The 21,871-nt window shown below is 29.3% G+C and carries 21 protein-coding genes; 5 read left to right on the top strand and 16 right to left on the bottom strand.

Going from position 1 to position 21,871, the window contains the following annotated elements; translation table 11 throughout:
- The first annotated feature begins 45 nt into the window (after positions 1-45).
- The gene (locus bcCo53_RS00090; protein WP_028328145.1) at positions 46-996 is read left to right on the top strand and encodes a YitT family protein; all 951 of its coding nucleotides are present in this window, start codon (positions 46-48) and stop codon (positions 994-996) included.
- A gap of 14 nt (positions 997-1,010) precedes the next feature.
- Here bcCo53_RS00090 and bcCo53_RS00095 read toward each other — a convergent pair whose 3' ends face one another.
- The 8 genes from bcCo53_RS00095 to bcCo53_RS00130 all read right to left on the bottom strand — a co-directional run bounded on the left by bcCo53_RS00095 (position 1,011) and on the right by bcCo53_RS00130 (position 9,244).
- Positions 1,011-1,991 carry an RluA family pseudouridine synthase gene (locus bcCo53_RS00095; RefSeq protein ID WP_025407709.1) on the bottom strand — a complete coding sequence of 327 codons (981 nt, stop codon included), beginning with the start codon at positions 1,989-1,991 and terminating at the stop codon, positions 1,011-1,013.
- On the bottom strand, positions 1,988-2,485 hold the full coding sequence (locus bcCo53_RS00100; protein ID WP_025407710.1) for a hypothetical protein: 498 nt from the start codon (positions 2,483-2,485) through the stop codon (positions 1,988-1,990). Before bcCo53_RS00100 ends, bcCo53_RS00095 begins: the two co-directional genes overlap by 4 nt.
- A 4-nt stretch (positions 2,486-2,489) precedes the next feature.
- Positions 2,490-4,154 carry a diphosphate--fructose-6-phosphate 1-phosphotransferase gene (locus bcCo53_RS00105; RefSeq protein ID WP_025407711.1) on the bottom strand — a complete coding sequence of 555 codons (1,665 nt, stop codon included), beginning with the start codon at positions 4,152-4,154 and terminating at the stop codon, positions 2,490-2,492.
- A 68-nt stretch (positions 4,155-4,222) separates the two neighbouring features.
- Entirely contained in the window at positions 4,223-5,260 is a 1,038-nt protein-coding gene (gene queA / locus bcCo53_RS00110) for a tRNA preQ1(34) S-adenosylmethionine ribosyltransferase-isomerase QueA (RefSeq protein WP_025407712.1), read from the bottom strand.
- The gene (gene ruvB / locus bcCo53_RS00115) at positions 5,250-6,293 is read right to left on the bottom strand and encodes a Holliday junction branch migration DNA helicase RuvB (protein ID WP_081725071.1); all 1,044 of its coding nucleotides are present in this window, start codon (positions 6,291-6,293) and stop codon (positions 5,250-5,252) included. Before ruvB ends, queA begins: the two co-directional genes overlap by 11 nt.
- Before the next feature lie 54 nt (positions 6,294-6,347).
- Positions 6,348-6,938, bottom strand: coding sequence for a Holliday junction branch migration protein RuvA (ruvA, locus tag bcCo53_RS00120; RefSeq protein ID WP_025407714.1), 591 nt, complete (start codon positions 6,936-6,938; stop codon positions 6,348-6,350).
- A gap of 668 nt (positions 6,939-7,606) precedes the next feature.
- A complete protein-coding gene (locus tag bcCo53_RS00125) occupies positions 7,607-8,338 on the bottom strand; it encodes a YebC/PmpR family DNA-binding transcriptional regulator (protein ID WP_025407715.1) in 732 nt (243 codons plus the stop codon).
- Positions 8,339-9,244 (bottom strand): bifunctional 5,10-methylenetetrahydrofolate dehydrogenase/5,10-methenyltetrahydrofolate cyclohydrolase, encoded by a 906-nt coding sequence (locus bcCo53_RS00130; RefSeq protein WP_025407716.1) that lies wholly within the window; start codon positions 9,242-9,244, stop codon positions 8,339-8,341. It lies immediately after the preceding gene.
- Between the two features lie 165 nt (positions 9,245-9,409).
- Here bcCo53_RS00130 and bcCo53_RS00135 point away from each other — a divergent pair, with 165 nt between their 5' ends.
- Both bcCo53_RS00135 and bamB read left to right on the top strand, forming a co-directional pair.
- Positions 9,410-10,045: a BB0027 family outer member beta-barrel protein gene (locus bcCo53_RS00135; protein WP_025407717.1), complete on the top strand. Its 636-nt coding sequence runs from the start codon at positions 9,410-9,412 to the stop codon at positions 10,043-10,045.
- 6 nt (positions 10,046-10,051) lie between these two features.
- Positions 10,052-11,083, top strand: a complete 1,032-nt coding sequence (gene bamB / locus bcCo53_RS00140) for an outer membrane protein assembly factor BamB (protein ID WP_025407718.1) — start codon at positions 10,052-10,054, stop codon at positions 11,081-11,083.
- Here bamB and bcCo53_RS00145 read toward each other — a convergent pair.
- Genes bcCo53_RS00145 through lepB (bcCo53_RS00155) form a run of 3 tightly spaced genes read right to left on the bottom strand, consistent with a single transcriptional unit; the run spans position 11,069 to position 13,108 of the window.
- Positions 11,069-11,500 (bottom strand): DUF188 domain-containing protein, encoded by a 432-nt coding sequence (locus bcCo53_RS00145; protein ID WP_025407719.1) that lies wholly within the window; start codon positions 11,498-11,500, stop codon positions 11,069-11,071. The two genes, bamB and bcCo53_RS00145, sit on opposite strands and share 15 nt — an antisense overlap.
- On the bottom strand, positions 11,490-12,125 hold the full coding sequence (gene lepB, locus bcCo53_RS00150) for a signal peptidase I (protein WP_025407720.1): 636 nt from the start codon (positions 12,123-12,125) through the stop codon (positions 11,490-11,492). Before lepB (bcCo53_RS00150) ends, bcCo53_RS00145 begins: the two co-directional genes overlap by 11 nt.
- Before the next feature lie 2 nt (positions 12,126-12,127).
- Positions 12,128-13,108 (bottom strand): signal peptidase I, encoded by a 981-nt coding sequence (lepB, locus tag bcCo53_RS00155; RefSeq protein ID WP_025407721.1) that lies wholly within the window; start codon positions 13,106-13,108, stop codon positions 12,128-12,130.
- A gap of 192 nt (positions 13,109-13,300) precedes the next feature.
- Here lepB (bcCo53_RS00155) and bcCo53_RS00160 point away from each other — a divergent pair, with 192 nt between their 5' ends.
- Complete coding sequence (locus bcCo53_RS00160) at positions 13,301-14,770, top strand: SUMF1/EgtB/PvdO family nonheme iron enzyme (protein ID WP_028328146.1); 1,470 nt, start codon at positions 13,301-13,303, stop codon at positions 14,768-14,770.
- A gap of 2 nt (positions 14,771-14,772) precedes the next feature.
- A complete protein-coding gene (gene smpB / locus bcCo53_RS00165) occupies positions 14,773-15,222 on the top strand; it encodes an SsrA-binding protein SmpB (protein ID WP_425387114.1) in 450 nt (149 codons plus the stop codon).
- Between the two features lie 88 nt (positions 15,223-15,310).
- Here the strand turns inward: smpB and bcCo53_RS00170 are convergent, their stop codons facing one another.
- The 5 genes from bcCo53_RS00170 to bcCo53_RS00190 form a co-directional block, all read right to left on the bottom strand.
- Entirely contained in the window at positions 15,311-15,850 is a 540-nt protein-coding gene (locus bcCo53_RS00170; protein ID WP_025407722.1) for a P13 family porin, read from the bottom strand.
- 94 nt (positions 15,851-15,944) lie between these two features.
- Positions 15,945-17,828 (bottom strand): DNA topoisomerase IV subunit A, encoded by a 1,884-nt coding sequence (locus bcCo53_RS00175; RefSeq protein ID WP_025407723.1) that lies wholly within the window; start codon positions 17,826-17,828, stop codon positions 15,945-15,947.
- Complete coding sequence (locus bcCo53_RS00180; protein ID WP_025407724.1) at positions 17,828-19,624, bottom strand: DNA topoisomerase IV subunit B; 1,797 nt, start codon at positions 19,622-19,624, stop codon at positions 17,828-17,830. Before bcCo53_RS00180 ends, bcCo53_RS00175 begins: the two co-directional genes overlap by 1 nt.
- The gene (locus tag bcCo53_RS00185; protein WP_025407725.1) at positions 19,611-20,384 is read right to left on the bottom strand and encodes a lysophospholipid acyltransferase family protein; all 774 of its coding nucleotides are present in this window, start codon (positions 20,382-20,384) and stop codon (positions 19,611-19,613) included. The genes bcCo53_RS00180 and bcCo53_RS00185 overlap by 14 nt, the downstream gene beginning before the upstream one ends.
- Positions 20,385-20,389: 5 nt before the next feature.
- On the bottom strand, positions 20,390-21,841 hold the full coding sequence (locus bcCo53_RS00190; protein WP_025407726.1) for a pallilysin-related adhesin: 1,452 nt from the start codon (positions 21,839-21,841) through the stop codon (positions 20,390-20,392).
- Between the last annotated feature and the right edge of the window lie 30 nt (positions 21,842-21,871).

Here is a 21,871-nt window from a genome sequence, read left to right on the forward strand (position 1 = left end):
CAAGTAACTTAATAATTTTATGCTGAAGAGTAAGTAACAAAAAACATGAAAAAAAAAAGGAATAAATGGATCAGAATAAAACAAAAGATTAAATTTATAATATTAAAAATATTAAGAAAACAACTCAAGAATATCCTCAAAGACCCAAAACTAATACTGATTAGCACATTGCAAATAATAACTGGATCACTCTTAATGGCAATATCTACAAATATTTTATATATACCACACGGACTTTTAAGTGGTGGAATTGCAGGAATCGCACTTATGCTGCATTACCTTTTAAGCTTTAACCTAGGACTTACAATATTCATATTAAATATCCCTCTATTCATTATTGGCATCAAATTCCTAAATATAACCTTCGTAATTCAAAGCTGGATTGCAATGGCTTTATATTCCCTAATAGTTCATTATTCACAATTTTTACAATATAAAATGCAAATAAACGATATGATACTTGTATCAATTTTATCAGGCCTCATATCAGGTCTTGGACTTGGATTAATCTTTAGAGCGAAAGGATCTTCAGGGGGTACAGACATCATTTCTATGATAATCAAAGAAAAATACTCAATTAGCATTGGAACTACAAATTTCCTCTTTAACCTTGCTGTATTACTAATTGCAGCAGCCTTTTTCAATATTGAAATTGCTCTTTACACTTTAATTGCTTCATTTGTAACAGCCATAATGACAGATAAGACAAGCACAGGATTTGGTAATCAAAAAGCAATCTTTATTATCTCAGATAAAGGAAAAGAAATATCATACTTGCTCACAAATAAACTAAAAGTAGCAGCTACACTAATTGATGGAAAAGGTGCTTGGGCCGGAAACGACAAGACTATAGTTTTCATAGTAGTTCCAACAATGCGTATGTCCAGAATTAAATATATTTCTCAAAAAGTTGATCCTAACTGCTTTATTACAGTACTTAACACAAATGAAATAACTGGTGGAAAAAAAATTATCGAACCACCAATTACAAATTAACACGACACTGAAACTTAAAACTTATTTAAAAACATAATAAAATCATCAACAAACATGCTTAAAGCCTCTTTATCATAAAATCTAGATAAAAAATCAATAAACCTTTGTGGAAATGCTGAAACAAATTCTTTCAAATCACCCTCTTTAATATTAATTTCAAGCTTGAAAGCATGAAGCATCAAAGGCATTTCTCTAAATTCTTTATCCAATCTAGTATAAATATTATCCCCTAATATTGGATGCTTCAAATGTTTCATATGCACTCTTAATTGATGAGTACGCCCTGTTTTAGGTTTTAGAGCCACTAAGGAATAATTTCCCATATTAGCCAATACCTTATATTCAGTTAATGCCCTCCTGCCCTTATTGTCATGAACACTAAATTTTTTTCTATCACATCTATCTCTATCTATCAAAGTATCAATAATCCCAGTATCAGTGTTAAAATTGCCTTTAACAACTGCAACATAAATTTTTTTAACAAATCTTTCCTTAAACTGTTTAGATAAAAAATTTAAAGTTGTCAAATTTTTAGCACAAATCATCACACCAGACGTTTCCTTATCTAACCGATGCACAATTCCGGGTCTTACTTTATCCTCATAAAAATTATCTCCTAAGCCTGAGATATGATGTAAAAGAAAATTTACAACAGTATTGTCCAAATTAGATATACCAGGATGACTTAAGATACCTTGGGGCTTATCCACAACAATAACATTCGCATCTTCATAAAGAATATTAATAGGCAAACTCAAAGGTTTTATATATTCTTTTAAATTAATTTCTTCATTAAACTCTATCAATATTTTGTCATCCACAAAAACGGGTTTTGACAACTTTATTGCAATAAAAACACCATCGTTATATTTAAAAGCTTTTACTTCTCTTTTCTTAATTTGACTCCTACTAAAGATACACAAATTTTCAGACAAATAAATATCTAATCTCTGAGAATCTGTCCTTACAATAAACTCTTTTTGAATCCTTTTCATTTAATAAATAAATCAATCAAAGCAATTGTTAAAGATATTGCCAACCCAGCTGAAGTTGAGATCATAAATTTCTTAAAAGTTTCATCTTTTGAAAGCTTCAAATTATCTGAAAAAGGATATGGAAAACTTTTACCATCCATATCATTAAAATAATAAGATAGATCAACACAAAACAAACTTATAAACAATGCTATAGGAAAAGTTCCAAAACTGATAGCTGAAAACCTAAATAGATTTTTACCCCAATTAGAATTAATAGTCTTTTCTATGTTTAAATCCTTATCTTCTTGAATATCTTTATAAATAAAGTCATCATCAGATCCAAGCTTCATAAAAACTTCATTATCAAAATTAATATTATTTTCGCTGTAAGATAAAGATTTCTCCAGCGAAAATTTATCATTCAAATACTCAAAATTCAATTTAGAATACGCTAAAGTATTTGAATAAAGAATAAAAACATTAAAAAGCAAGAGCAAAAATTTAATCATCAAAAATTTAATTTTCCAATTCTAATTTCAATGTTAAAGTTATCTCATCAACAAGCTCAGAAACACCAAAATACTGAATGGGCCCTGGTGAAACATACAGATTATTTACTGCCCATTCTTCACGATTTTTCACAAATTCATTAAAAGGTGCTCCTTTTAAATCAACAAGGGCCTTCTTAATAACAGGTTTAGCAACACCATATCTCTTCTCAAGATTCATCATCATTGTTAAAGGTATTCCACCTGCAAGCCACTCAGTAGCATTTTTATTTAAGTTCTTAATACTAGACATATAACCTGTTAAACCATTTAAAACAAGTATTGCAGCATTATACCCCAAGCTATAACAATAATTGCTATCAAAATTTGAAGGCGCTACACTTCTGCCCTCATAACCAAAAAAATGATCAACAGGAATAAACTTACCACTATATTCACCAATATTCCTTAACTCTTCTAATCTAACATTAACCATTTCCATAAATAACTTCTCAGTAGGAACTCTTGAAACATTAAAGTTACCATGGGGATCTCTTTCCAACACAGAATGCACAAGTTCAATCTGAATAAACAAAGGCAAAGATATATAAACTTCTCTCATATACCCACTAAGTTTAGAGATAAAAATCTGTCTTATGGCCTCAACATCTAAGCCTTTAAACTCACTTTCATTATTATCAAATATCATACATAGCTCAATCATTAAAGATTTAACTTCAGGAATGAATTCAATAACACCTTCAGGAACTATAACAACACCAAAATCATATCCTTTCAAGGAACGCTTCACTACAACAGAAGTTATTTCTCTTACAACTTCTGATAAAGTCTTATTTTTTGCCAAAATCTCTTCAGATATAATACAGACATTAGGATGTGTCTTTAATGCACACTCAAGAGCAACATGAGATGCACTTCTTCCCATAAGTTTCACAAAATGCCAATATTTCCTAGTTGACATAGCATCACGACATAAATTGCCTATCATCTCAGAATAAGTTTTAGTAGCAGAATCAAATCCAAATGAAATCTGAATATGTTCATTCTTCAAATCAGCATCAATTGTTTTTGGAACACCAATAACTTGAATATCATGATGTTTATTCTTAAAAAACTCTGCTAATAAAGCTGCATTGGTATTTGAATCATCTCCGCCAATAACAATAAGAGCATTAAGATTATTTTTAATAACAACTGACAAAACCTGCTCATATTGAGCATCGGTCTCTATTTTAGTTCTACCAGAAGATACAATATCAAAACCCCCAGTATTTCTGTAAGAATCTATTAAATCTTGTGTAATTTCAATTTTTTTATCTTCTAATAAACCTGAAGGTCCACCTTTAAATCCGAAAATTTTTGAATTTGAATTAGCTTTTTTGACCGCATCAAAAATTCCAGCAATAACATTATGTCCTCCAGGAGCAGGTCCTCCTGAAAGAATTACTCCTACATTTAAAATTCTTGTAAAGTCTACATTTGAAAAACCTTGAGCAAAATTTACAACTGGAAGCCCATAAGTATTTTTAAAAATTTCTTTTAAAGCATCTCTATCGCCAAGGGCTTCTGTCTCTTCACCAAAAACTACACTAATATTTTGAAAATCATTTTCCAAAACTTTCGGTAATTTTGGAGTATACTTGTATCTCTCTTTTTGAAAAACTGACATCATATACCTTCTCCTTTCAAAATGTATATAATTATTATTAAATAAATAGTAAAATAATTAAGCATGAATATCTACATATGATTTAAAAATAAAGTAGCATCACCATAAGAGAAAAATTTATACTTCATTTTTACAGCCTCTCTATAAGCATTAAACACAAAATCTTTACCACCAAACGAAGACACCAACATTAAAAGAGTTGATTCTGGTGTATGAAAATTTGTAAAAAGCATATCAACAAACTTAAACTTATATCCCTTTCCTGGATAAATAAAAAGATTGGTTTTTTGATCACCTCTTACAAAACCTTTTTGCTTATCATAAGCAGACTCTAATGCCCTAAGAGTAGTCGTTCCAATAGCCAAAATATTCTTACCCAAAGCTTTTGCTTCCTCAAGTCTAAGAGCCACAGAATCTTTGATTGAAAAATTCTCAAAATGCATTTTATGTTCTTCTATAGTCTTGGTCCTAACAGGAAGAAAAGTACCAAGTCCAACATGAAGTGTAATAAAATCGTACTCAATATTATTCTTATCCAATTCAGAAAATAATTCTTCACTAAAATGCAAACCCGCTGTAGCTGATGCTGATGAACCAATATACTTTGAATAAATTGTTCGATAACGTTCTTCATCTTCTATATCATAACTTCTCTTAATGTAAGGTGGCAAAGGAATAAGCCCATACTGTTCAAAATAAGCCTCATCCACACACTTATCAAATTTAAGTATAAATTCATTACCAGATCTTGAAATTATTTGAGCCAATAAATTTCGAGGAAACATATAAACTTTGCCAACTCTTTGTCTCTTAGCCTTAGCAATCATAGAAGTAAATGTATCCCCTGAAAGTCTATCTAAAATTAAAAATTCAACACTCCCCCCATGATCTGTCTTGGCATATATGCGAGATTTTCGAACCCTTGAATCATTAAATACCAAAAAAGTATTGCTATTAATGTATTTAAAAATGTCATTTATTGAATCATTATGATAGATTTTTTGATTTCCAGAATCAAGAACCATCAACCTTGACAAACCCCTTTTTTCACTTGGATACTGTGCTATCAAATTATACGGTAAATCAAAATAAAATTCTTTAGTATCCATCCTGCCTACTATTTAAGTCATTATGATTATTTTTATTTAAATTCAAATGAAAATATGCAAAATCAGTAGCCTTGCGGCCTCTGTTAGTCCTCTCAATTAAACCTTTTAAAATAAGATAAGGTTCATAAAAATCCTCTAGGGAATCGGCTGTCTCACCAACAGAAATTGCTAAAGTTTCAACTCCTACAGGTCCACCTTTAAATTTCAGTACTAAATTTCTCAAAATATTTCTATCTTGTTCATCAAGCCCTTCATGATCAATTTTTAACATTTCAAGCCCAGTATTTACAATATTCTCTGTAATCAAACTATAACCACCAACCTGAGCAAAATCTCTCATCCGTTTTAAAAGCCTATTTGCCACACGAGGAGTACCTCTTGAACTTTTTGCAAGAAGTGAAGCAGCTTTAGCCTCCAACTTAATATTTAATATAACAGAATTTCTTTGTATTATCTTAACAAGCTCTTCTTCATTATAAAGATCAAATCTAAAGACAATTCCAAATCTCGCGTAAAGTGGAGCTGCTACTCTCCCAGGCCTTGTAGTAGCACCAATTAAAGTGAATTTAGGAATGGACATTCTTATAGTCCTTGCAGCAGGCCCTTGGCCAATTATCCAATCTATCTTATAATCTTCCATCGCAATATAAAGCATCTCTTCTATCCCAGGCTTAAGCCTATGTATCTCATCAATAAATAGGATACCTTTAGTATCAAGCGTAGTTAAAATACCAACAATGTCTTTTGGCTTATCAAGAGCTGGAGCTGATGTAACTTTAATTGTAGTATTCATCTCAAAAGCAATAATATTGGCCAAAGTAGTTTTACCAAGCCCTGGAGGACCACTTAAAAAAACATGATCTAGTGCATCTTTTCTATCTTTAGATGCTTTTATAAAAATATTTAAGTTTTCTTTAATGTGAGATTGTCCTGCAAAATCTCTCAAGGATTTTGGTCTAAGTTCACTTTCATTTTTATCATATAAAAGATTTTTATTAAAACTTAAAAGTTTAGATCTATCCCCCAAAATCATCAATCCCCCATCTCGCTATTAAAACCTCATTATAAATTTCTAACACGCTATAATTTAACCTGAAAGTCTTCTTAAAGTCTCTCTGAATAAAAATTGTTCCTGCTCAACTTCTCTCAACATTAAAAATTCATCAATAAGCACAATCTCCTTAATAGCAGCGACAACCAACTTTCTGTCAAAGCCCATATTAACAATTGACTCTTCAAGATCTTTAAACTTTAATATGCTTGAGCTTAACCCATCAGTTTTAACAAGTTTCCCTCTAAGTTTTAAAAATATCTTACCCGCTATTCTATTTCCAATGCCCTTGACCTTAGAAATAAGCTTAACATCTTCCCTCTCAATCGCATCTCTAAATTCATTATATTTTATTCCAGATAATATCCTTAAAGCTGCTCTTGGTCCTATTCCATCAACACTAATCAATTCTTCAAAAACTTCCCTTTCTGCTATATTTAAAAACCCAAAAAGTTTAATTTCATTTTCTCGAAGATGAAGATAAGTTAATATTTCAACATCTTCTAATAACCCTAATTCTACTTTACAAAAAAAACTAACTAACACTTCAAATTCAAAGGGAGGTGCTACAATAACAATACTAGACTCTCTTGTCTCTACAATTTTACCATAAATCTTATTGATCATAAAATTGAATTATAACACATAAAAAACCACCAGAATGCATATAAAATCCAAGATCATCTCATTTTTATCGGTAGACATAAGACAAAAATGAATAAATAATGACAAATAAATTCGCGACTAATTACCTCATGGATGCATATAGTATTACTTTTCATCAAGTACCATACATATGATGATTACCATTATAAATTGCAAGAAACAACGCATCACTAACATGCCCATTATTAATGATGCAATTTAATTTCATCTCAAGCAAAACATGAATAACATATTTTATTTGTAACTTTTAATCCTAACAGAACCAGAAATTGAATTCTTAACTTGCATTAGAGTATACTCATAAAAATCTCAATTTTTAAAAACCAGGGTTAAAATAATAGCCCGCACGCTTCAACCACCTTTATATCTGCATTCTTATTTTTTATAAACTAAATATCCTCAATGCTTGCAACACCAAGCATAAACTTCTCAATAACAACAAAAATCTCATCAAAAATTGATTTTAATCTATCCTTCAAAGACATAAAAGGTTTAGTTATAATAGTCCCACCCTCAGCATATACATATCTACAACCTTCTTATCTAAAATTCCCCAACCCAACATTTACAAGCTCAAGATCGATATCGAATACTCTCATGATAAATTTTCAGAAAAGATTCAATATCAACTAATAAATCCCATCAATAATTTCTAAATTATGAACAACTTCTTGAACATAATCAAAATCTTCTAATTTTTCAATAAGAGCAAGCACTTTTTCCATCTGCTCTTTATTTAAAGAAAGCTTATTTTCAGGAATAAGAACAATCTCTGCAATATCTTCCTCAAACTTAGTGCTCAAAATAGATAAAATAGTTTCCAAGCTCTCAGAATTTGTTATAACCTCTATCTGAGAACCTTCACTATAAATATCTTCCGCACCTGCTTCTAACGCAAACTCCATTATTTCCTCTTCAGGATACTTATCTAAATTATAAGAAATTAACCCCTTTTTATGAAACATATAAGATACAGAACCTGGAGCCCCAAGAGAACCACCACTCTTTGAGAAAACACTCCGTATCTCGCTTGCTGTTCTATTTTTATTATCCGTTAAGCACTGAATTATTAAAGCCACACCATAAGGTGCATAAGCTTCATAAGTAAGCTCAAAATATTCAGTGCCCGTATTATCCCCAATACCCTTCTTTATTGCCTTTTCAATATTATCTTTAGGCATATTAGAAACTCTAGCTTTATCAACAGCAAGTCGCAACCTAGAATTAGAAATAATATCACCTCCACCCATTTTGGCAGCAATACTTATCTCACGAATTAATTTAGTAAAAATCTTATTTCTCTTAGCATCAAGAGCACCTTTTTTTCTCTTTATAGTTGACCATTTACTATGACCAGACATTCAAACCTCCACTAGCTTTACTAACTTTTCTAAGATATCAAACTTATTATGCCTCATTAAATGAGCCTTAATCGTATTAAACATCAACATAAGAACTGTCACAGGACCAATTCCACCCACTACAGGAGTAATAAACTTAACATTTTCCTTAACCGATTCAAAGTCAACATCCCCTAAGAGAACATCATGACCATCAATTCCTACCCTAGAAATACCAATATCAATAACATAAGGATTCCTATCAATCATACTAGCATCTATTAATTTAGGTTTACCAACAGCAGAAATAATAATATCTGCTTGCCTTACATAAACATCTAAATTAGTACTTTTACTATGACAAGTAATCACAGTAGCATCATAAGGTTTACAAGAAAGCAAAATAGAAATAGGTCTTCCAACGAGAGAACTTCTTCCAAGAACAACAACAGTCTTACCAGAAGTTTCTATTCTCTCATCAAACAAAACTTTCAAAACAGCAAGGGCTGTACAAGGAATAAATCCGCTTTTATCACATAAAATTAACTTACCCAAGTTAATATCAGAAAGCCCATCCACATCCTTTGTACTCACTATACTGTTTAAAATCATATTTACATCTATTGTATCAGGAAGGGGCAACTGCACAATAATTCCATCAGTATCTTCATTTACATTTTCAGCCTCAATCAATTGCAAAATATTATCCTGTCCAAAATCCCCAGCCAACTTAATAACATTAAAATTAATACCAATTTCTCTAGACACTCTTTCCTTAATAGAAACATAAAGTTTACTTGCAGGATTATCATTGGCTAAAATCACTCTTAAAGAAACTTTATTCACCAAATCATGATTACTCAAGAACTCTTTAAGAAATAAATAATACTGACTTGCAAAAAGTTTACCATTAAAAACATTACTCAACTCAAACCCCCTCTCCACCAACTTAAATCAATATTATAACAATATATTATACTATACTTATATTGTATGAATAAATAAAAACAGCCTCACACAAAAATTAATTGTAATAAAACATATTTTTCAATATAATAACTCGTAAGCAAAGAGTTTTTGAAATGGAGCATAATGAGAAAAAATTTTTTAGTAGAACTTATTCTAATATTCTTGTTACATATAAACGTACATGAAACGGAGGCATACTCAATTGATAGAAACGAGAACTCTGTTATGGAAGTAGATTTAAGCTTAGGAGTTCCCCTCTTTTACCACGATTTATCAAGGGTCTTTTCTTCAAATTTGTACCCGGGAGGAATTGGAGCACTCAAATACAAATATCATATCCTAAATAACTTAGCTATAGGTTTAGAACTTAGATACCTGTTTAATTTTGATATCAATCACTCATTTAACTTATTAAATCCTGATTCTGGCATAGGGAAAACATTCAGTACAGTACCTATTACCTTTATAACAACATATGTCTTTGATATAGGAGAACTCTTTCAAATACCAATATTTTCAAATATAGGATTTTCTCTAAGCTCTTACGGCGATAAAAGCGATAGTATCTCAAACTTAAGAACTTTCGATGCAATGCCTATAATATCCATCGGTTCTGGAATATTATGGAATTTCAACTACCAATGGGCTTTAGGCATTACAACTGCATGGTGGACAATGTTTGAATTTGGCAATTTGGCTAAAACCGGACATTTTTTACTAATATCACTCTCAATAATAGTGAATATCAACAAATTGTAGGTAAATATGGATAAAAAAGATCTTAAAAAATTCACGATAACAATATTAATAATATTAATCTTATCATGTTCAAGTGAATCTATCTTTTCTCAGCTCAGCAAGTTGCAAAAAATAAACAGTAAAAATAACATCTTAGACAGCTCAAGTCCTAGTGGAATTTCATTAGTCAATAACACCCTTTACATTGCAGCCATGCATTTATTTAAAAAAGAAAATGGCAATGTAACAAGAGTCAACTTTAGCAACTCTTATGAATTTGTAATTGACCTTGTAAACATATCAGGCACAACATATTTATTAGTCCAAAATAAAAATGGCAAGCTAGAACTCTATTCTCTTGAAAACAATAACTGGAAACTTAAATTTCACAAAGACCTAATCCCAATTAAATTCTTAAAATCTATAAGTACAAACGGCATTACTTCGGCTTACATTCTAGCATTAGAAGAAAAGGGAAACCAAATTATCATAGATATAGATGGAACTAATCAAACCCCCAACGGTACAACAAATAATGATATATTTTACCAAATTTCAAATAAAAATAAATTAATTACAGGTAAATTTGCAAAAATTTGGCAATTAAATGGTGCTGAAGTTAAAAAGATTAACTCAACAAATGAAATAATGGCAATAATTGAAACAAGCATCCGTGGGTCTGAAGAAACTCTAGTACTCACTGGCAAAGAAGATGATACATCAGATAATAAATTCAAAATATACTCAAGCAAAAATAACTACCAAGCTCCAATATTCAATCACGATGGAATAGGAGATTTTAATGCATACTTTGCAAGAGAAGTTGATGGAATAATACTTATCGGAAGCAATAATGGATTTATAGAACTTATCAAAGATAAGGATACCTTTACTCTTCAAGCACCTTCAGAATCTGTCTTACCAGGTTCTTATAATGGTTCACAATTAAGCAAAACAAGACTTAATGATATTATACCCATATCAAACAAAACAATTTACATATTAACCCAAGGAAAAGGATTATGGAAAATTGAAAATAAAAAGTTAATTAAAGAATAAACTATGAAAATTCATTGCAAAATTTGAATACTTCTTTTGATTAGCGTCCTCACGAAAATATTTCTTAACTTTAATGCCTAAATTAATATTTAATTTAGATCTAAAATACAAATAATTAATATTATTTGTATCAAAAACTTGTCCCTCATCATTCATAACTTTAACTTTCAAATTCAATAAGTTTTTAACAAATGATATGTCTCTAGTAATAACCATACTATTCCTATCAATTAATCTTAGAATTAAAGAATCAACATCTCTTGCAATTTTAACAGAAGTATTATTTAATATCTTTAAATTTAAATGCCTATTTGCAACTAAAATAAGCTCCACATTCCTATTGGATACAAAATTTTGTAAGAATTTGACTACACGCAAATTACAAGAATCAGCATCAACAAAAATCTTATTTAACAATTTTATAATCCATTAGCCTCAATATTAAGCAGGACAAAATATGGAATTGTTTAACAGGTCCAAATACTCTAGAATCATTTAAAATCTTTAAATCCTCATTTAAAAGAAAAAACTCATTTTTCTTTAAAGAAAAACACTTAATTATTTCATTAGTGCTAAAAAAATCATTTAATCTATAACCACGCATAAAATTACTATTCAAATAATAAGAATTACTAGCGCTCCTATAAACCAATACATCAAAACCTTTAACATAAACTAAATCTCCCTGAATAGCAGCTATTTTAGCAATTTTATACCTTTTTGAATTAAAAATTTTGTACAAAAACAATAAATCACTGATAAAATTTAAAACAAAATTTTTCCTTAAATTTAAATCTTCATAAAGCACAATATCATTTACTTTTAAAGAACCAAAAAGAGATCTCATATATTTTGAAATAAAAATCAAACTATCATTTTTTGTTATTGAAGGTAATATTTCATTGCCTTGAAAAGTGCAAATCTGTAAAACAAATTTCATAAAAATATAATTTAATACCAAAAACAACAGAATCATTTTACAAAGATTTTGTCTTCTCTTTTTCCTTAAAAGTCTTTGCTCAAAAGTCAAATACGCTGCCATACTTAAATCAACCCTATCCTATAAAAAGGAAAATACATGAAAAAAGCTCTACCAAGAATCTTATTTTTATCTATAACGCCAAAAAATCTACCATCATAAGAATTATCTCTATTATCTCCAATAGGCAATACATACCCATAAGGTACATATATTCCATAATCTCTAACTATTGCCTTTTCCATATAATAATCAACATACGGCATAAAAGCTACTAAATAACGATATTCCAATCTTTCAATTTCAAACCTATCAACTTCTCTAATATTAAAAAACGAAAAATCAGATATATCATCTAAATTAACATTCAATTGATTTAATGCAATAAACATAGCAAGATTATCATAAACTTTATAATCGGAAGCTTCTATAAGCTTCTTAATACGATAATTATATCCTAATGAAACTTTATAAGAATCTTCTTCTACAAAATTTTCCTCACCTTCTTTCTTAACAAACACTACCCCATTTCGAAATCTTACAAGCTTACCATCTGCAAACAATGCTCTTTTTACAAGAAATCTAACACTAGGATTTCCATTCTCATCCCTATCAAGATCAACAAAGCTGAAAGTCAACATATAAAGCAATCTATGCAAAATATCAAAAAAAAGACCTCTTGATTGATATTCTACATTTTCAAAAATCACAATATCTGTTTCATCTGGCTCTTTGATTCCACTTACTTTACATATTCCCGGTAAAAGTTCAGGGCCATAAGAAAACTTATCGACGAATAATAAATCTCCAATCTGAAGAGCATTTTCCATCGAGCCTGATGGAATTCTATATGCTTGTAAAAAATATTGATTGATTGCTAAAACAAAAATCGAGGCTCCCAAAAGTTCAAGTAAAAAATTAAGCACAAAACCTCGTCTTTTAGCTCTCAATTTACAAAAATACTTCCTTTTCTTCCTATAAGTTAAATATCTCTCAATAATCTCTACTAAAAAGTTAGCAAACTTATCTAATTTTTCTAAATACACACTACTGATCCTTAAAAATAAATTATACATAAAATCAACAATTATCAATATCTTCATAACCATCAACTTAATGAAAAAAAGTTAAGATCTTAACCTAAGCACAGATAATGCCATTTGTATTGTTTAAATCAGTACAAATAAAAACATGCGCAATATTGAATTTCTTTTAATACTTTTCTATAATCACTATGTATGTTCAAAAAGAATGATGGTTTTAATATTAATGAGGAATTACTTACAGTAAAGTTAAAACCAATATTAGGCATAATCCCAAAAGTTTATGTTACATTTACAATAATCATTCTACCCTTAATAATAATACTTAGTTTGATCATAAATACCAAATTAAACAATCCTGGAGCATATTTAAAGATAAAAACTAATATCAACAATGCACATGTTTATCTAGACGAAAAGTATATTGGAAGAACTCCTTTAAAAAAATATATCAATGCTACTAAAGGAACTATAAAAATTCAACGACTAGGTTTCGAATCTTATGAAAAAAAAATTGAGATACAACATAGATTTTTCACAAGTTATCAACTTAACATTGATTTAAAACTAAAAGATCCTGATAAGATTATTGCACAAAGACAAAAAGAATTATCGATTATGACAAAAATCAAAAACACTAATGACAATACAAAATTAATTCCCATATTTTCATTCATTGTAAATGATTTACAAAGCAGCCCAAAACACATAAAAAAATTTTTTAAAACCTCCATTGCATACATACATTCAGACACAATATTTAAAGACTTTCTAGTAGCATATAAAAACATATATTCAATAAACGATAATAACAATCAAAAAATATGGAAATCTTTACAACAAAACTTTAACCTAGAAGATAGAGCAATAATTTGGTTTTTCGAAAACCTAGATAAAGAACAACAAAAGCAAATATCCAATGAAACATGGTTTAAAACGTTAATAAAAAAATTAAAAAACGAAAATAAAATATTAAAATTTGAAACTAAAAATATAAATTTGCCTCTAACAAATTTTAAAAAAATAAAGTCACAAAATATTGCAAGTATCCAAAATTACAAATTATATTCACAAAATTTCACACTTAAAACTACATATAAGTTGAAAGAATTCTTAATTCAAAACAAAAATGTGACTAAAGCCGAATATCAAAAATTTTTAAACGAAAATCCAAAATGGACCCTAAATAATAAAGATAATTTGATAAAAAAAGAACTCGTAGATGAAAGTTACCTTAAAACCTTCAAACAAATGTCTTCAAATGAAGATATTACCCACATATCTTATCACGCAGCAATAGAATACGCTAGATGGTACTCTTCAAATCTACCTAAAGGATTTAAAGCAAGACTTCCTATATCTCAAGAATGGGAACTATATCAAAAAGAAGTACCAAAGGCTATAGAAAGTCTCAACATAAATGAAATATCTAAAAAAGTCGGTTTTTGGAATTTAATGCAAAACTCAAGTTTCAATGAATCCTTTTTATTTCAAGACACAAACGATATATATCCTGAAAACTCAAACTTTAATTCACTAATCACTGAAATTAGAACATATAACTATAATAACAATCCAACGCTTAAACCTTCAACTAAAGCTTCATTCTTAAAACATTGGTGTTCACCAAACATTGGATTTAGGATAGTTATTGAAAAGGAATAGATATGAGCTCATTACTGCTTGAAAACAAAAAAGCAAAATTCAATTACTTTATTGAGGATAAGATAAGCTGTGGAATCGTTTTAAAAGGAACTGAGGTTAAATCTATCAAGCTAAAAAAATTTTCATTTAATGATAGTTTTGCTAATATTAAAAAAAATGAAGTTTGGCTTGAAAATTTACATATAGCAAGATACAAAGAAGGTAACATATTTAATCATGAAGAAATAAGACACAGAAAACTTCTTATAACAAAAAAAGAAATACAAAAATTAAAAAAATTTAAAGAAAAAGAAGGATATACATTAATTCCTCTCTCAATTTATATGAAAAATGCACTAATAAAAGTAGAACTTGGAGTATGTAAGGGCAAAAAATTATTTGATAAAAGAGAAGTGCTAAAACATAAAAGCATAAAAAAAGATTTGGCTCGTGAAATTAAGCAATATAGATAAATTAACATAACTTTCTCCCCCACTTGAACGAAACATTAAATATCATCTGTCTAAACAATAATAAAATACTTTAGACAGAATTTAATAATTAATACTTCTTAGTAAAAGCAAGTTCGAAAACTAACCCAGCATTTCCATTAAAATTTATATCAAATTCAGGCTGAAATCCTCCCAATGATATTCCCAAATTCTCTTGAAGTTTCCTATTATAACTAGACGCATGTGTAAAGGGAAGTATAATTTCAACAATTCGTGTTAAAGCCAAAGTAATTCCCCCTAAAGTCACCAAAGATAATGCAACCTTTGGTGTACTAATATCACCAACAGAATGAAATTGACTCATAGAATATGCACCATAACTCACTAAACCTAAACCCAAAATATCAAAGCCTAAAACCAATAATCCACCAGTAATATCACCTTGCAATAAAGATCCTACACCAAAACCCACAAAAAAATTAAATAAAAAAGGCACTAAAGGATTTTTCTTATAAGTTTCATACAGCAACAACTTCTCCAAATTGCCACCAGTAGTCACTACACTATCAGCCGCCATCTCATCATAACTTTGGGCTAAACCAACAACAATAGAAACAAAAAACAACATTACAATCAATACTTTTTGCATAAATACCCTCCAAACAAACCGATCAATGTTTGCAACATATACCACATTATATATCCCTTAAATAAATTATTCAATCTTTAACTTCCCTGTAAATTTACTTAAACTTAACTTTCTTAATAGCACTGCTTGCAATTCTCCTACCCACAGACATCCGTGATTTTATCATAAAATCATTAATATCAATTATCTTAACGACATCTCTACTGGTAAAAAATTCTATAAATTTTGGTTCTAAAGCGAAATCTATAAATTCATCCCCATCATTTAAAAATTCATAAATCTTATCAGTGATAAACTTATCTATCTTAAATCTCTTAACATAATAAAAATTATCAGATTTATTTAAATAAATTATAGAAAACACCTGATCCTTAGAATTATTAATATCATAAACTAAAGCATTCACATTATTCTTATCAATAAAAGTTTTATCTTCAATATTTTTTAAAACATAAGAATTCCTCTTAAATATCAATATTTTATCATAATAGCTCGCATTACCAATAAACTCGCCATCAATAAGACTGGTTCCAACAAAACCTGTCTCTAAGTTCAAATAAACTTTCATATTCTTAGTAGCTATTTCCCTAACGTTCTTTGACTTAATAAGGGATATTTCTGTTTTCCTATGATAAATTTTGGAATATTTTGCAAGAAGCTTATCAATAAAATTGATTGAATAACCTCTAATTGAATGAATATTACTCTCTACACTCTTTAATTCTTTACTTAGAGCTCGAATATCTTTATTATTCTTATTAATATCGAACATACTTATCTTTCTAATAGGAATCTTAAGCAAACTTTCAATATCATCTACAACAATCTCTCTATACAAACTATCTCTATAATTTAAAATTTCACTTAGTACAATATTAACAACATCAGATTCCCTAGCAATAGTCTCAAGAATTTTATAAATCTTATTTTCAATAAATATTTGTTCCAAGGTCTTAGAAAAGATCTTTTCAAGTATTTTATTTTTTTCCAATTCAAGTTCCATCCTTAAAACTTTTTGCAAATGCTCCGCATGAAACTTAATAATATCTGTTACAGTATAAATAACAGGATATCTCTCACTTAGTAAAAGCAAATTAACAGAAATAGAAACTTGACAATTTGTATAATGATAGAGTTTTTCAATAACTTCACTCGCATAAACTCCCCTTGGAAGAGTCAATTCAATCTCTACATTTTCGGTAGTAAAATCATTAATACTTGAGACTTTAATATAATTTTTCCGAATAGCCCTCTCAATTGAAGCTATCAAACTCTCAGTAGTCTCTCCAAATGGCAATTCTTTTATTAAAATAGCCTTATTATCATCTGTAGGCTCAATTTTTGCACGTACCAAAACTTTGCCATTTCCATCAGCATACTCATTAACATCGACTATGCCACCTGTTGGAAAATCAGGATAAAGCTCATAAGCTTCTCCAAGCAACTCACTTTTAACAGCTCTCAAAATCTCATTAAAGTTATGAGGAAGAATTTTAGCCGCCATACCAACTGCAATGCCCTCACTCCCTTGAATAAGTATTACAGGAATCTTGGCAGGAAAAATCAAAGGTTCATAATTACGACCATCATAAGAAGCTTCATAAGAGGTTATTTCCTTGCTATAAAGCACTTCAAATGCTAGCGGGGTTAATCGACATTCAATATAACGCGATGCAGAAGCAGGATCTCCTGTTAAAAGATTACCAAAATTCCCTTGCTTTTCAATAAATAAATCTTTATTTGCCATATTAACAAGTGCTTCATAAATTGAAGTATCTCCATGCGGATGATATTTCATTGTATTTCCAACAACATTTGCAACCTTATGAAAATTACCATCATTCATCTCAAAAAGAGAATGTATGATTCGTCTCTGCACAGGCTTAAATCCATCGATAACACTGGCAATTGCACGATCCTTAATGACATAAGATGAATACTGTAAAAAATTATCTTTAAGTAATGTTTTAATATCCATTAAATCAAATTCTCCATAATAAAGTTTCGTCGCTCAGGAGTATTCGGCCCCATATAAAACCCTAGCTGTTCTTTTATTTCCTTAATGTTTATAAGATCCACTTTTGTAAGTCTAATAGTAGCAACATCAATAAAACTCCTAAACTCGCTTGGAGAAATCTCTCCAAGCCCTTTAAATCTTGTGACTTCAGGATTTTTAAGCTCACGAATAGCCTTTTGCTTCTCTTCTTCAAAATAACAGTATATAGTAGAAGTCTTATTCCTTACTCTAAAGAGCGGCGTCTCTAAAATATACATATGTCCATTCAAAACCAAATCTTCAAAATAAGTCAAGAAAAATGTTAAAAGTAAATTCCTAATATGAAAACCATCAAAATCTGCATCTGTAGCAATGACTATCTTATTATACCTCAAATTCTCAATTGACTCTTCAATCCCAAGCGCTACCATCATATTGTAAAGTTCTTCATTTTTATATATTTCAGATTTATTTTTTTCAAACATGTTTTGTGGCTTACCACGAAGAGAAAATATAGCCTGTGTATATACATCTCTACAAGACACCATTGAACCTGTAGCAGAATCTCCTTCTGTTAAGAAGATCATAGTTGAATCAGAATGCATACTCTTTTCATTAAAATGAAATTTACAATCTTTAAGCTTAGGAATTTTAAAAGATATTTTCTTTGCTCTCTCTTTTGCCTCTTTGCGTACACTACTTAATTCTTTTCTAAGACGCTCATTATCAACAACTTTGCTTTCAATAATCTTTGCAAGAGCCTTGTCCTTATAAAGAAGCTCTAAGATTATCCTTTGTACTTCCTTAGCCACATTACTCCTGGTCTCAATATTACCAAGCTTATTTTTAATCTGACTTTCAAATATAGGATCTTTTATCTTTACTGAAAGGGTAGCTACAAGTCCTTCTCTAATATCAGTGGACGAATATGTTTTTTTTAGAAAATCATTAATAGCTCTAGCAAAACCTTCTCTAAACCCTGTCTGATGGGTACCTCCATCACTAGTATACTGCCCATTCACAAATGAAAAATATGTCTCTCCATAATTATTTGTATGAGAAAAGGCAAATTCCAAAGTCTTACTAGAATAATACACAAAATCATAAAGCAAATCTTCACCCTTAATCTCAGCATTTATAAAATCGAGAAGACCATGATCAGATTGAAAAATCTGATCATTATAATTAATTTTTAAACCTTTATTTAAGCAAGCATAATGAAAAAACCTTCTCCGTAAAAAATCTTCACTATATTTATATTTACCAAAAATCTCTGAATCAGCTAAAAATTCAATATAAGTACCATCCGACTCATTAGACTTGCCCTCTGTAGTATTAATTAAATTTCCTTTCGAAAAAATCGCTTCAAAGAAGTTGCCGTCTCTTATTGACCGTACCAAAAATCTTGAGCTTAAAGCATTAACAGCTTTAGTTCCAACTCCATTAAGTCCTACAGAAAATTGGAAAACATCATCATTATATTTAGCACCAGTATTAATAACAGAAACACTCTCAACAACCTTCCCAAGAGGAATCCCGCGACCATAATCTCTTACACTAATGACATTATTTTCCTTTTTGATCAAAAGTTCCTTGCCATAACCCATAATAAACTCATCAATTGAATTGTCGATGATCTCTTTAACTAAAATGTAAATACCATCATCAATATTAGAACCATCTCCCAATCGCCCAATATACATCCCAGACCGCAATCGAATATGTTCAAGGGAAGATAAAGTAACAATTTTACTCTCATCATAACTATTTGTTTTCATTTAAATTCCTATCAATATTATATTGAATTTTCATTTTTTCTAGTTTTTTAACTATCTTATCTCTAACAATAAAATGAAGCCTTTCTTTCTCATCATCTATCAAATTAGAAACATCTATTAAAGAATGAACATGTACATAGATGGATAATCCTGTATTCAATATTAAATTTTTAATAAAAATTTTATTTGTGTTAAGCAAAGTCACAGGAACAATTGAAGAATGTGTCTTTAAAGCAAGATTAACAGCACCTCTTTTAAAATCTCTTGTTTTCCCACCTAAATTCCTAGTCCCTTCAGGGAAAATCCCAATCACTCCTCCCTCTCGAATAACTTTAGCAGCTTTTCTCTGGGCAATAGCAGAAGATTTTATACTACTCCTATTTACAAAAATAGCTCCCATAGAAATTAATAACAAATTAATTAACGGAACGCTTAAAAGTGATCTTTTAGCAATAACCACAAAGGGTTTTGTAAAAACATAAATTAAAAAAAGTGGATCCATTGAAGCAATATGATTTGCCATGATAACTACACTACCTTCACTAACAGAACAATCATTATCCTTTGTAACAACAACCTTAATTCCAGCAAACCACAAACTACTTCTAATAACAAATCGAACTAACGTAAAACTAAATTTTATAAAATAATCTTCAAACCTAAAGATTTTAAAAATTAAAAATACTGGAAACAAAACAGTAAAAATCAAAACAAAGAAAAAAAAATTAATATAAGTGACAATACTCCTGAATATTTTCATGAAATTTACCCCAATTTTTCTATTCTCTCAAGTTTTAATTTTTGTCCTTTCACCAAGCTTACTTCATCTTTCAAAATTTTAATAGGATTAAGGAGAATTGTAGAAAATTTTTGCTGCTGCACTATTCTCTCGCTATATTCAATAATAAAAGCTTTACTTATCTTATTGTCATCCATGCTAATTTCATACTCAAGTATCAAATTATTATTTAAATTAAAAACATTAAAAATTCCATAGTAAATGTTATTTCCAACAATATAAGTAAGATTAGGATAAGAAAAGTCATAAATAATATCCTTATATACATAATTACCAATTGGAATAAAAAAAGAATCTTTATTATTCTTATCCAAAACAGAATCATTAAATCGTTTAAAAACACCTGAAAATCCATACTTATCATAAGCATCTGTTCCAGTATCAATTTTTATTTCAATATTATCAATATCAATGATTTTAATCCAAAAATTATATACTATTAAGTCTGAAAAAATAGACTTGGTACTAATATTAAGAGTATTATAAGCAGGTCGTGAGATATACTCAATGTGCGCAATTTCTTGAGAATTATTATTAAAAATACTAATTTCATTAAGATTCCTACTAAATGATAAAAATAAATCATTCCCAAGACTTGACCCACCTAAATGTTGATGAATATTACTATCATACCAAACACCATATAAAAATTTATAAACTTCCTCTTTAGGCAAATTCTTTAAAGTTTTATATACATCGTTATCTATCCGCCTAACCTTCTCACTAGCAGATGAAGGGTAATACTTACCTTGCAATTGAGAATACTCATATTTTTCTATTCTACTCACCATCATATCCTCCCCCTGTTTCTCATACCTTTCCAAAGAAATAGAATAACTCTCCCTTGATTTCTTATCATCATAAGCTGAAGATCTATCATACTTATTTATAAGAATACTTCCATTCACCTTATCAAAAAATATAGGTCTATACGATGCAACATCATTAGAAATCGCTCTTTGAAAGACATACAAAACCGAATCTTCATCTAAAAAGCCTTGAACCACTATATCAAAATCATAATCACCAGTAATATCTTCAAGATACATATTGTAAGAATTTTTAGAATCAATATATACTTGTGTTTTGAAAAGAACAACTGCTCCTTGACTTTTTGGATCAAAACCAACAATAAATAAATAAGTTTTAAGATCTGCAAAATTTTGTGCTAAAACCACTTGTTCAAAATAAACATCTAAATTTAAATTTTCTTGATGAACTGACAAAATTTTATAACCCTTAAGGTCAATAAGAGAACCAAAAGCATTCTCCCCCATATCCCCACTTACATCTACAGTAAAATAATTTGTTTCGCTAACTTTTGCATTATCCTTATTAAAAATAATAAAATCCTTATTGCCTTTAACACAAGAAAATAAAACCACAAAAAAAAATATAACCCATTTTTTAAAACACATATCACATAATTTTTATCTATACTAAAATAC

It is taken from the genome of Borrelia coriaceae (assembly GCF_023035295.1).
In the GTDB taxonomy this organism is placed as follows: domain Bacteria; phylum Spirochaetota; class Spirochaetia; order Borreliales; family Borreliaceae; genus Borrelia; species Borrelia coriaceae.

Coding starts and splice junctions, on each gene's coding strand:
- bcCo53_RS00170 (WP_025407722.1), bottom strand. CDS start 15,850: ATGCAAAAAGTATTGATTGTAATGTTGTTTTTTGTTTCTATTGTTGTT.
- ruvA (WP_025407714.1), bottom strand. CDS start 6,938: ATGATCAATAAGATTTATGGTAAAATTGTAGAGACAAGAGAGTCTAGT.
- bcCo53_RS00135 (WP_025407717.1), top strand. CDS start 9,410: ATGAGAAAAAATTTTTTAGTAGAACTTATTCTAATATTCTTGTTACAT.
- bcCo53_RS00105 (WP_025407711.1), bottom strand. CDS start 4,154: ATGATGTCAGTTTTTCAAAAAGAGAGATACAAGTATACTCCAAAATTA.
- bcCo53_RS00190 (WP_025407726.1), bottom strand. CDS start 21,841: ATGTGTTTTAAAAAATGGGTTATATTTTTTTTTGTGGTTTTATTTTCT.
- lepB (WP_025407720.1), bottom strand. CDS start 12,125: ATGGCAGCGTATTTGACTTTTGAGCAAAGACTTTTAAGGAAAAAGAGA.
- bcCo53_RS00090 (WP_028328145.1), top strand. CDS start 46: ATGAAAAAAAAAAGGAATAAATGGATCAGAATAAAACAAAAGATTAAA.
- bcCo53_RS00185 (WP_025407725.1), bottom strand. CDS start 20,384: ATGAAAATATTCAGGAGTATTGTCACTTATATTAATTTTTTTTTCTTT.
- ruvB (WP_081725071.1), bottom strand. CDS start 6,293: ATGATTTTGGGGGATAGATCTAAACTTTTAAGTTTTAATAAAAATCTT.
- bamB (WP_025407718.1), top strand. CDS start 10,052: ATGGATAAAAAAGATCTTAAAAAATTCACGATAACAATATTAATAATA.
- bcCo53_RS00180 (WP_025407724.1), bottom strand. CDS start 19,624: ATGAAAACAAATAGTTATGATGAGAGTAAAATTGTTACTTTATCTTCC.
- queA (WP_025407712.1), bottom strand. CDS start 5,260: ATGGATACTAAAGAATTTTATTTTGATTTACCGTATAATTTGATAGCA.
- bcCo53_RS00095 (WP_025407709.1), bottom strand. CDS start 1,991: ATGAAAAGGATTCAAAAAGAGTTTATTGTAAGGACAGATTCTCAGAGA.
- bcCo53_RS00175 (WP_025407723.1), bottom strand. CDS start 17,828: ATGGATATTAAAACATTACTTAAAGATAATTTTTTACAGTATTCATCT.
- bcCo53_RS00160 (WP_028328146.1), top strand. CDS start 13,301: ATGTTCAAAAAGAATGATGGTTTTAATATTAATGAGGAATTACTTACA.
- smpB (WP_425387114.1), top strand. CDS start 14,773: ATGAGCTCATTACTGCTTGAAAACAAAAAAGCAAAATTCAATTACTTT.
- bcCo53_RS00125 (WP_025407715.1), bottom strand. CDS start 8,338: ATGTCTGGTCATAGTAAATGGTCAACTATAAAGAGAAAAAAAGGTGCT.